Annotated in this window: 11 protein-coding genes and 1 pseudogene; 2 read left to right on the top strand and 10 right to left on the bottom strand. The window is 58.7% G+C overall.

Going from position 1 to position 10,458, the window contains the following annotated elements; genetic code table 11:
* Nucleotides 1-235 precede the first annotated feature (235 nt).
* Nucleotides 236-658 carry a hypothetical protein gene (locus WAO69_RS14305; protein ID WP_422180291.1) on the bottom strand — a complete coding sequence of 141 codons (423 nt, stop codon included), beginning with the start codon at nt 656-658 and terminating at the stop codon, nt 236-238.
* Nucleotides 655-1,740 carry a tyrosine-type recombinase/integrase gene (locus WAO69_RS14300; RefSeq protein WP_422180289.1) on the bottom strand — a complete coding sequence of 362 codons (1,086 nt, stop codon included), beginning with the start codon at nt 1,738-1,740 and terminating at the stop codon, nt 655-657. Before WAO69_RS14300 ends, WAO69_RS14305 begins: the two co-directional genes overlap by 4 nt.
* A 206-nt stretch (nt 1,741-1,946) precedes the next feature.
* On the opposite strand from WAO69_RS14300, the pseudogene WAO69_RS14295 reads away from it, so the two are divergent.
* A pseudogene (locus WAO69_RS14295) lies at nt 1,947-2,189 on the top strand (DDE-type integrase/transposase/recombinase); the annotation flags it as partial.
* Between the two features lie 251 nt (nt 2,190-2,440).
* On the opposite strand, the gene WAO69_RS14290 reads toward WAO69_RS14295, so the two are convergent.
* The 3 genes from WAO69_RS14290 to WAO69_RS14280 are packed head-to-tail and all read right to left on the bottom strand — an operon-like array spanning nt 2,441 to nt 5,264.
* Nucleotides 2,441-3,727, bottom strand: a complete 1,287-nt coding sequence (locus tag WAO69_RS14290) for a TRAP transporter large permease (protein ID WP_422180287.1) — start codon at nt 3,725-3,727, stop codon at nt 2,441-2,443.
* Nucleotides 3,724-4,194 carry a TRAP transporter small permease gene (locus WAO69_RS14285; RefSeq protein WP_422180285.1) on the bottom strand — a complete coding sequence of 157 codons (471 nt, stop codon included), beginning with the start codon at nt 4,192-4,194 and terminating at the stop codon, nt 3,724-3,726. The genes WAO69_RS14290 and WAO69_RS14285 overlap by 4 nt, the downstream gene beginning before the upstream one ends.
* A 47-nt stretch (nt 4,195-4,241) precedes the next feature.
* Nucleotides 4,242-5,264: a TRAP transporter substrate-binding protein gene (locus tag WAO69_RS14280; protein ID WP_422180284.1), complete on the bottom strand. Its 1,023-nt coding sequence runs from the start codon at nt 5,262-5,264 to the stop codon at nt 4,242-4,244.
* A gap of 113 nt (nt 5,265-5,377) precedes the next feature.
* Here WAO69_RS14280 and WAO69_RS14275 point away from each other — a divergent pair, with 113 nt between their 5' ends.
* Nucleotides 5,378-5,815 carry a MarR family winged helix-turn-helix transcriptional regulator gene (locus tag WAO69_RS14275; RefSeq protein ID WP_422180282.1) on the top strand — a complete coding sequence of 146 codons (438 nt, stop codon included), beginning with the start codon at nt 5,378-5,380 and terminating at the stop codon, nt 5,813-5,815.
* Between the two features lie 37 nt (nt 5,816-5,852).
* On the opposite strand, the gene WAO69_RS14270 is transcribed toward WAO69_RS14275, so the two are convergent.
* The 5 genes from WAO69_RS14270 to WAO69_RS14250 all read right to left on the bottom strand — a co-directional run.
* Entirely contained in the window at nt 5,853-7,502 is a 1,650-nt protein-coding gene (locus WAO69_RS14270) for an FAD-dependent monooxygenase (RefSeq protein WP_422180280.1), read from the bottom strand.
* Nucleotides 7,499-7,807: a YciI family protein gene (locus WAO69_RS14265; RefSeq protein ID WP_422180278.1), complete on the bottom strand. Its 309-nt coding sequence runs from the start codon at nt 7,805-7,807 to the stop codon at nt 7,499-7,501. Before WAO69_RS14265 ends, WAO69_RS14270 begins: the two co-directional genes overlap by 4 nt.
* A 3-nt stretch (nt 7,808-7,810) precedes the next feature.
* Nucleotides 7,811-8,641: an alpha/beta fold hydrolase gene (locus WAO69_RS14260; RefSeq protein WP_422180276.1), complete on the bottom strand. Its 831-nt coding sequence runs from the start codon at nt 8,639-8,641 to the stop codon at nt 7,811-7,813.
* A complete protein-coding gene (locus WAO69_RS14255; protein WP_422180274.1) occupies nt 8,641-9,630 on the bottom strand; it encodes a peptidase M29 in 990 nt (329 codons plus the stop codon). Before WAO69_RS14255 ends, WAO69_RS14260 begins: the two co-directional genes overlap by 1 nt.
* A 390-nt stretch (nt 9,631-10,020) precedes the next feature.
* On the bottom strand, nt 10,021-10,458 hold a 438-nt coding region (locus tag WAO69_RS14250; RefSeq protein WP_422180272.1), incomplete at its 5' end, for a hypothetical protein.

Here is a 10,458-nt window from a genome sequence, read left to right as displayed (position 1 = left end):
AGTATGATACGCGTCAAGACGACTTTTTGGAAAAAAATGTCATTTAAACAATAATTTGATGATGTTTCGTACATGTTCAGGTGCATTCAGATACGTTCAAATAGATGCAGATAAGTTGTATGCAGGCGGACTGTCTCTCCGCCATTAAATCAATGACTTAGACGACAAGCACCGCCCCGATGGAGCGGCGTTTCGGCGTTCCATTGGCACGCCATTGGCATTTTGGTGGTTTTGGTCAGAACTGAATGCCGGCCGCGTCATACCGGGCCATTATGTTTCCATCCCAGTCGGCAGGCATCTTTGAACGATATCCCAGAGCGTTGATCCGCTTATCCTCTTCGATGGTGACAAAGGCCGTCTGATAGTGGCGTTCAATGACATCCACCATTTCTTCAACAGTATCCGTTTCCAACATCATCTTGAACAGGACGCCAAGGGGCACGGAGTGTTCATAGCGCGTCTTGATACCGGCCTCTTGATGCTTCCGTGCTTCAACTGAAACAGGGATCAAGGCTGGAACGCCCTTCTCAGGCCACGCCTCTTGGACAAAGTCGGCGATGTCATAGCGGAATCCTTGCCCGGGGCCGAAGCCTTCTTCCTTGGCAAGCAGGACACGCGCCCACAAAAGATTAGCCTTGGCTTTGCTGTATGTTGTCATACCAGCGACCCCGCCGCCTTTTCTGCCGCTTCCCTGTCCTTGTCGGCATCGACCGTGACATAGACCTGCGTGGACCGGATGTCGGTATGCCCTGCGCGCGCCTGCATTGTCAGAACGTCCACACCGGACCGGTGAAGCTCCGTGAGCGCGTAGTGACGCTGACCGTGGAGCGGTAGCACATCACGGCTGACACCCGCCTTGTCGCGTATCTGACCGGCGCTCCGGCTCAGTTGCTCGATGTGGAGAACCTCACCAACCGGCGTGCTGAATACCAGGTCATTATCCGCCCAGGCGTCACCCGCCTTTATGCGCCATTCCGATACCCTGCCCCGCTGGGCACGCAACAGCATCGCGGTCGGTGCCAGCATCGAGATGGTGCGCTCCCCGGCCTTCGTCTTGGGCGGTTTGAAGTAGATCTTGCCCGGCGTCGGCTGGGTGGCGGTGCGGGCAACGGTGACACGCAAGCCGTCGAAGTCGATATCCTGCCAGCGTAACGCCGCGATCTCGCCCCGGCGCAATCCAAGGGCCGCACTGATCCGCATGATCGTGGCCATCTGTCCATAGGCGGCATTGCTGCCCTCGGCGAGGTCTATCATCCGGACCAGTTCATCCCGTGTCGGTGCCCGCCGTGTTTTTGACGCCGCCGTGACACCCTCCACGCCCAGCACCGGCGAGTGCAGGATCTCCCGCTTCTTGACCATCGCCGAGTAGAAGGTCGCAAGGACGGTGCGGTAGTGGTGGAGCGTCCGGGGCGATGGCACCCGCCCTGTCGGGGTCTGCCCCTTGGCCAGCTTGGCGAACGCGCTGTCGATGTCCGCCGTGGTGACCTTCTTGAACGGCTTGGGGCCGATGAGGGCCGCCCATCCGGCGATCTTCTCGCGATAGCCCACGGCGGTCTTTTCCGTGATCTTGCCCATTGCCAGCCGGTCATCGATCCAGTGGGCGGCACGGGCCTGAAGACTGTCGGCCCCGGCTCCGGAGGCATAGGCTTCGACACTGACCTTGTGGGCGATAGCATCATGTTCCTTGCCGAATGTCTTGCTGTCGCGACGGATCTTCCCAGTACGATCACGTCCGATCATCCACCGGACTGTAAAGGTGGCCGAAGATTCTGCCGCCCGCCGACTATCTGCCGAGCGAGGACCAGACGCAGGCCCCCCACATCCTGCGTGCCATCGGCCGGGCATGGGGATGGCGGCGGCGCATGGATGCCGCTGAGTTCGCCACCATTCAGGAACTGGCCGAGGCCGTCGGACTGACGGAACGCCATGTCAGCCGCCAGCTCCGGTTGGGCATGCAGCTCAGAAACAAGACGCCAAAGCGGCGGGTGAAGGCAAAGCTGCGCGATGATCGTGCCGAAGCCGTCGGGCCCAACGATGTTTGGGCGATGGACTTCGTTCATGACCAACTGGCGACCGGCAGGAAGCTCCGGGTTCTAACGGTTGTGGATACCTTCTCGCGATACGTGCCGGTGCTCGACGCGCGGTTCAGTTATCGCGGTGAGGACGTCGTGGCGACGCTGGATCGGGTAACTGCAACGGCGCGAGAGTTTACGCTCCTCGGCAGAAGGAGATGCGGTCAATCAGGCCAAACGCAGCGACAGCATGACAGATAATACCCGGGTTGCAGATCAACCGGCCATTCCGAATCTGCGTTCCATTGCCCACAAAGGAAGCGTATCGATCAAGCCACAGCTCTTGCGAAGGCGATTTGTTACCAGGTAGTTTCTGGGCTTTCCGCGCTTTTTGGGTCTGCCACGGGCCATCGATTGTGACGCTTTCGTCAGTAGAGAAGTCCAAAAAGGCTGACGAGCCCCGGCAGAGCCACGATCAGCGCAAGCCGTATCAGATCTACTCCCACAAAGGGTAGCACCCCACGATAGATAGAAAAGAGCGGCACATCGGGTGCCGTTGCCCGCAGCACAAATATGTTCATGCCAACCGGCGGTGTGATGAAGCTCAACTCTGTTGCTACGACCACGACAATGCCGAACCAGATACCATCAAATCCCATTGAGGTGACCAGGGGGTGAAAGATCGGAACCGTCAACAGGATCATCGACAGGCTTTCCAAAAGACAGCCAAGAACCAGGTAGACCAGCAGTATTGCGATGATAACCGCGTAAGGGCTGGCGCCGATTGACACGACAAAACTGCGTAGGTCCGTCGTTAGCCCTGAGAGATTGACAAAATTCAGGAAAGCGATGGCACCAAACAAGATGAAGAACATCACGGCGGTGGTCTTGGCGGTGTCAAGAAGCATGCGCAGCGTGTCGTGCAGGGTAAGCTTGCCTCGCAGGAAGGTGATGAGAAATGCACCAGCGGCGCCCATCCCGGCGGCCTCGGTCGCGGTGAACACATGCAGATAGATGCCCCCCAGAACGAAAACGAACAGAAACGCCGTCAGCAGCACCCCGCGAAGGCTTTGAATCCGCGCGCGCAGTGGCAGCTTCTCTTGCGCTTCCATCGTTTCACCGCTCAGCATCAGGGAAATCCGAACCGCCCACAGATACAAGAAAACCCCCATCAGGCCGGGAACAAGCCCGGCCAAGAAAAGCTTTCCGATATGTTCCTGAGTCATGATCCCGTAGAGAACCAGGATGACCGAAGGCGGGATCAGGATGCCCAGTGTCCCACCGGCGGCGACCGAGGCCCCCGCCAACCTGTCCGAATACCCGTACTTGCGCATTTCCGGCAGCGAAATCTTGGCCAAAGTCGCCGTGGTAGCCAGGGAAGAACCGCAAACCGAGGCAAAGCCGCCGGCAGCGACGATGGTGGCCATGGCCAGCCCGCCGCGCTTGTGACGCATCCAGGCATGGGCGGCGGCATAAAGCTCGGTCGCGATACCGGACATGATAATCAGATTGCCCATCAACACAAAAAGCGGCATCACCGAGAGGGAATAGTTACGCCCGGAATCGAAATAGACACCGCCGATAAGGAAGAACGCGGGGTCCAGTCCGATGATCGACGCGGTTCCGATCAGACCGACAAGCCCCATCGCAATGGCGATTGGTACCCCGGCAAAGATCAACAGGAAGAGAATTGCCAGCCCCAGGACCCAACTCATGCTCTTGGTGCTCCCGGTTTACGTGTCAGTAAGGGGCGCAGGATTTGCACGGTCACGATCACCGAACACAGTATCATCAGATAGGCGGCGGCAGTGCAAAATGGCGCAAAGGGAATGCGAAGGTAGACAGTGATGTCCTGGTAGAGGGCCAGCCGCTCGGCATGTTCCAGAAGTTGCCAGCCGAGAATTGCAAAAAATACCGCAGAAAGAAGCCTTGCAAAAAATGCCAGGATAGACGTCGCCATCTGCGGCAATTGCGAGGTGACGAGGTCGATGGTGATGTGACCGTCATCAAGGGTAATGGCGGGAAGCCCGATGAAGATAATTCCCAGGAGCAGAAACTCGGTCATCTCCGACGCCCCGGATAGCGGGGCATTGAAGATATAGCGCCCCACCACGTCGATCACGGTCACCGCGGTCAGTGCGATCAGCAACAGACCGCAGATCACCGAGGTCAGCAGAACCACGCGTGCCCGAAGCCGCGCGGTTCTGCTATTTTCATGGCCCCTTGGCGTCATTGCGACTCCAGCGTTTCGATTTCCGCCTTCAGGCTGGCCATCGTGGAGTCGTATTCGACACCTTTGGCCGCGTAGGCGGACTTGACGCTGTCAAACAAGGACGAGGTTGCCCCGGTCAATGTGGCGATATCGGCTTCGGTGGCATCCGTGATGGTCACCTTTCCCTCCATCGAGGCATATCCCTTTTCATCCGCTGCATCCCAGGCCTTGCCCGCCCGTAATGCAAACGCTTCGCCCGAGAGCGCCATGATCGCCGCCTGATCAGCTTCAGACAAGCGGTCGAAGGCACCTTTGTTCATCACCATGAAGAAGGAAATGTTGTAGAGGCCACCCGGTGCACGCAGCCCGTGAGACAGCTCGTCGGTGATCTTGAAGAACGGGATGGACTCGGCGGGAAAGTAGGTGCCATCGACGATTCCACCGGACAAGATTTCATAGGATTGAGGTGCAGGTGCCTGAACCGGCGTCATGCCAAGCGACGAGGTCATTGCCGCGGTCATTGGCCCGGCGACGCGCAGCTTCGCCCCGGCGAGATCCGCCAGCGGGCTGGGCGCCTTGTCGCGCAAGTAGATCAGGCCCGGCCCATGGGTGAAGAGGCCCAGCACCTGAACGCCCTTATGTTCCTCTGCCCCGGCCAGATGTTTTTCATAGACGCGCCAATAGGCCACTGACGCCACCGCAGCGCTGTCTGCAAGGAAGGGCAACTGGACGACTTGATGCAGGCTGAACCGTCCCGGAGTGTAGTCGTGCACGCCATAGGTAATGTCTGCTGCACCCGCCAGAGCCAGGTCCATATGGGCCGGTGGAGGGCCAAGAGGTGCATCAAGCAACTGGAGTTTCACACGGCCTTCGGTGGCGGCGGCGACATCTTCGCCCCAGGGCAAAATCATGTCTCTTACGATCGGGTGCGACGGCGGCAACCAGCTCGAGACGCGCAGAACGGTATCTTGCGCCATGGCCTGAGTGGCCAAAACCGAGGCCACAATGGCAGATAGTAAACCCTTCACGATGGTTTTCATGGTTCTCTCCTTGTTGAGGTTGGACCGGCATGTTGTTTTTTGATGGGATTGCGGGGTCTGCCGGTAGTGGTTAAACAAAAAACATATAGATTTCGAAGTACTGGAGCCTGGAAATGACTGACAAAATCCTTCCTGATCTCCTGCCCTATCTGACCCAGAGATGTAGTTATCTTGTGACCGAGGAGTTTCATAACGGCATGAAACTTGGGGACACTTCTCGCAGTCGCTGGCGAATGCTGATCTGGTTGTCCGAACACCAACCGTATTCGATCAAGGATCTGACCGAACGGCTCATGCTCAAACAACCGACCGTTACGCGGCTGGTTGATCTTGCGGTCAAGGACGGCCTTCTGAACAAGAGCTTTGATGCCAAAGATGGTCGTCAGGCGATTGTCACGCTGACCCCTGTGGGCGAGGATCTTGTCGCGGAATTGACCACCCGCGCCCGGGAAACCAACGACCGTCTTGTTGCCCGGCTGGGCAAGCGGCGCACCCTTGAATTTCAAACCCAATTGAGAGACATCATCGCCTGTTTCGAAGAAGGGTTTTGAGCGTGTTGCGACCTGGGGTGCGACTGAATGTGCCATATTAAGACCCGGTGACAGTTCTGAACAATTCTTCCGGATCTGCGGGCAGCTTGTCGCCGCGCCAGGCGACCATCAGGTCCGGGCGAACCAGCGTGAAATCTGCCTCATAGGCCGTGCGAACTGCGGGGTCGGCTTGGCGGCAGATGCAAAATGGGATGCCAAGAGCGTCCGCGGCATCGTTCAGCCCGGATGCATCGTCCTCCCCTGAGTCGGTGCAGACCAGCAGCGTAAAGCCCGGGCCAAAATGGTCCATCAGGGCACTTCCGTCCTGCAACCAGACATGCGGCGCTCGATGGCCGGGGCGCGCAGTGGGTTGATAGTTGCGCGGATGATCCTCGGGCGCGGGCGAGCCATCGGTCACGACGATTGGCGAGCCTTCATAGCGATACCCCAGCAAGGTGCCCGAGGACACGATCAGTTTTTCCTGTGCCTTGAGGCTAATGCCCAATTCACGGCGCAGTTTCTCGCCTACCGCATCCTCTGCATCAATCTCGTCACCGTGCTGCATCACGGAAAACAGCTCGTCAAAGCAATTGGCCGCTTCCGAGGTGTTGCGCACGCCGATGGGTTGACGTTCGGTCGAGTAGCTGTCGAGCAACCCGGGGCCGGCCCAGCCCTCGAGCGCCGCTTGCAGCTTCCACGCCAGGTCAATGGCGTCGGACACGCCGGTGTTCATCCCAAATCCACCGGTGGGAGTGAAAAGATGTGCTGCATCCCCAGCAAGGAAGACGTTGGGCGATGGGCGATAGTTTTCCGCTGTCAGGGCATGCGCCGTCCATGGCTGGGTCGAGATGATCTCGACCGGCATGTCGGGGCGTCTGGCAACGGCGCGGATGGCGTCCACCGGATTGACATCCTCCCAATCCTGCCCCTCTTTCAGGATCAGGTGGTAGGTAAAGGTCTGCACCCCGTCCCAGTTCAGCAGGAACCCGCGATAGTCCCTGTGCAGCGGAAAATAGATGTTGGCGTTACCGAACTTGTTGTGTTCGATCAGGTCCGGCGCCCGGAAATAGACCGAGATGAACCGCGACAACGCCGCGCGCCCGGTCAGTGGAACCTTGAAATGCTCGCGAACAGGCGACCGCCCGCCGTCGCAGGCCGCCAGGTAACGACAGGTTATCTCGCGGTCTTCTCCCGTGGTCAGATCGCGCAGGGTACAAACCACGTGATCCCCCTTGTCTTCAAAGGCAATCAACTCGGTTTGCATATGCACCGATACCGCATCACAGACCTGGACATAGTCCAGGATGATCTCCTCGACATTGTTCTGCCCGGTTGTGGTCTTCAGATAAGGGGACCAGCTTTGCTCACCCGCGGCATAGCCGCCGCACACGGATTCGCGGATTTTGGCCAACGAGGGCAGATCGACCTGGTGGACTTTTTGCCCAAACAGCGACGAAACCCACAAATACCGTGACGGCATGTCCGGCGGCAGCCCGGAAGACGCAATCGCTTCGTCCACGCCCCAACGGCGGAAATACTCCATCGTCCGGTTCGCCACGGCGTTGGCACGCGGATGCGGGTTCAGCACATCGGCCTTTTCGATCATCTTCGCACCGATCCCGCGATAGCCCAGTTCGGCGGCAAGCGATAGCCCGACCGACCCGGCGCCGACGATCAGTACAGGGATGTCTGTCTTTGGTTGGCTCATGTCTTGTTTCCCTTGATCAAATCCGGATTGGACACTGCTGCTCCGAACCTGTGGATCAGAACCTGACTGAACAGGCCCGCACGGTTATAGGGTTCGTTGTCGACAAAACATTGCGCCGCCTCTGCATCTGGCAGGTCGATCACGATCTGGCTTCCGATCATGGTTTTGCCGTCCGCAGCCAGGAGCGGCCCGCCAAGCGCGATCAGGTTGAAAAACCCACCAACATAGTCGCGATGTGTGGCGGCGGTTTCTGCGCGCAAGGCCGCGCTGTGGGGCCGGTCGACCAGCGTGATGGAATACAGCATGGTTCAGCCCCTCCAGCATGCGGAATCGCGGTGGTCCTTCAGGAACCCCGCGAGAATGTCATTGAAGGCGGCGGGATCTTCGATATTCGACAGGTGTCCCGCCCCGGGGATCACGGCAAGCCGCCCATCGGGTAGTTTCCCAAGGGCACCCTCGCCGATGCTGGGCGGGGTCAGGCGGTCCAATGCGCCATAGATCATCTGGACCGGCAAGGTCAGCCTTGAAAGAGCCGCGCTGCGGTTATAGCGCAGCGTTGCGGCCAGGGTTTTGAGATAGCTGTCGACATGCAGCGCCTCGATGCTGGTGATCAGCCGTTGGCGCACCGCCGCTGGCGGGTTCGGCGCCAAAAGCGAGGCCACCAGAGCAGGGGCAAGATCGGTTAGCGTCTTGCCTTCCAACAGCGGTTTTTGCCGCAGGGTGATGAATTCTTCCCGCTTCTCATCGGTCAGGGATTCATCAAACCCGTAAAAGAAGTCACACAAGGTCAGCGTGGCAATCCGCGACAGGTTATCGGGGGCGAAATCCAACAGGATACGCGCGCCCATAGACAAACCCACCAAGTGGGCCTTGTCGACGTTCAAATGGTCCAGAAGCCGGAGCAGGTCGGCGGAAAAATCCACAAAAGACAGTTCTCCCTTGTAATCATCCGACGCGCCATAGCCGCGCGCATCCCATGAAATTGCCGTGAACCGGTTACCGAAGGCCTCCAACTGATTACGCCACTGAAACCGGTTGCCACCTATCCCATGCAGAAACACCACAGGTGGGCCATCCCCCAGCCGATCAAAGGACAGACGGGGTTGACCCGGAACATATCTGTGGATCGGCTCGCGCACTATTGGAACTCAGGCAACAGCTTGCCGCGATCAACCACCTGCGCCTCGTCGATCCAGACCGAGCAATCGCGCATCGGAAAATCGAAATGGCAGGGCGTGTAGCGATCGGCAAACTCGTTTGCGCCGGTGGAGATCAGGAAGTTGCCTTCCACCGCGCGCAGCTCGGTTCCGTTGATTTCGTTCTTGTCGTAAAGGTGCAGGCTGTCCCAACGTGCACCGGGGTTCAGGCCCCATCCAACATGCGAAATGGTATAGGCCTCGGGGTCGTCCCAGGTCGCGAAATACGATCGCAGCGCAACCGCATCCAGCCCGTCACCGGCGATTTCCGTCACCCGGTCGTTTTCGATGGTCAATGTCACCGGCCCCTCGAAGTAACGCTTGAAGGTCAGGTTCACGTCACCGGTGTTCAGAACCACCGTGCCATTCACGGTGTTTTCCAGCGGAAAGCACAGCGCCAGGCCGGCGGGCCAATAGGCAATCGGTTGTCCGTCAGACAAGAAGCCGGCGCCGCCGCGCACCGGCGCCCCACGGACATCAACGGTCAGGTCGGTTCCCGCGGGCGAGGTCACCCGCATGGTCTTGGCCTTTTCCAGCCGTTTCAACGAGTGACCGACACGGTCGACCAGGTCCGGGTTGGGCATGCAGCGTTCCAGGACCTCAGGGTGTTCATGCGAGATCATGTAGACTCGACCACCGGTCGACAACAATTCCTGCCGCGCCGGGCTGTGCAGAATGCCCTCGACGGTCACATCCACCACCAGCCCGGTGGGCCCGATGGTCCGCATCAGGTCCCCATAGGCATCCGCCGCATCCGACGCCCCGGTCGAGCGGATCGGCTGCGCTGCGCTATGCCGTGCCGAGGGGAGCCTGAGGCTGGCCACGCGCGCGCCGATCCGCCCCAACCCCAGCTCTGCCAACTGAACCAGAACAGGGTTGGACCTGGATTCCGACAGAACATAGACGAGGTCGCCCTGTTGAACGCCTGACATGCAAAAACTCTCTGAAAAACAGGCAATCCACTTGTCATCGATCGGGGCTTGTAAGGGCATGGAGTGGCCTCGTTTGACATCATCATTTATATAGTTTTCGATCTAAATGGATATACGACCCTAAATCAAGTGCCTTCTTTGGCCCGCAACGAGGAGGTTAATTTCACTAATGCAAACAAGTTTTTAGGCGCATCTCGAAGGGTGTTTGTATCAACTGTTTTCATGGCGTTGCGCAGCAGGTTTTTACAGCAATGATCCTTCTCGGAGGCTTGAAACGCGCAAGTCCCGATGATGCAGCCTGCTTGATGGTTTTCAAATCGACCGCTTCACCCGGCCTTAGCACCGACAAAGCCACTACGAGTTCTTCGAAATCCGGATGTGGAACCCCGATCACGGCACGGCCATTACGTCGGGTTTTTCGTCCCGCGACAGCACAATTTCCTTCGGATAGATTTGGCAACCACAACGGCCGCTCCCGCGACACAAACTGAACCGCAGCGCCAGACGTGCAGTAAAAGCGAGGTTGTTCTGCGTCAGCACTGGCCGCATCAGCAAAAGGCGGGTCTGTCCCTGTGAATTCGAGGTATGATCCTCGCTGCGGTCTGCATGAGTGACCGCTCTTTCCGCTGCGCAGGGGCACCAAATTTCTTGCTCTTGCGGCATCTCTGAAGCTGCGAGCGCACGCAGCGAGAAAATCCAAAGTACAGGTTGGGCTCTGAGCCGGCTTTCACCGCACGCTACACGAAGGTCCGCTGTCGGGGAACTGGCGAAACTTTGCAAAGCCCGCTCCCTGCGCATTGCTGCCGCTAATGGCAGCCGCGGCCACAC

Source organism: Aestuariivita sp., assembly GCF_049276915.1.
In the GTDB taxonomy this organism is placed as follows: Bacteria; Pseudomonadota; Alphaproteobacteria; order Rhodobacterales; family Rhodobacteraceae; genus Aestuariivita.
The sequence above is the reverse complement of the archived record's forward strand: the minus strand, read 5'-3'. Positions and strand labels throughout refer to the sequence as shown.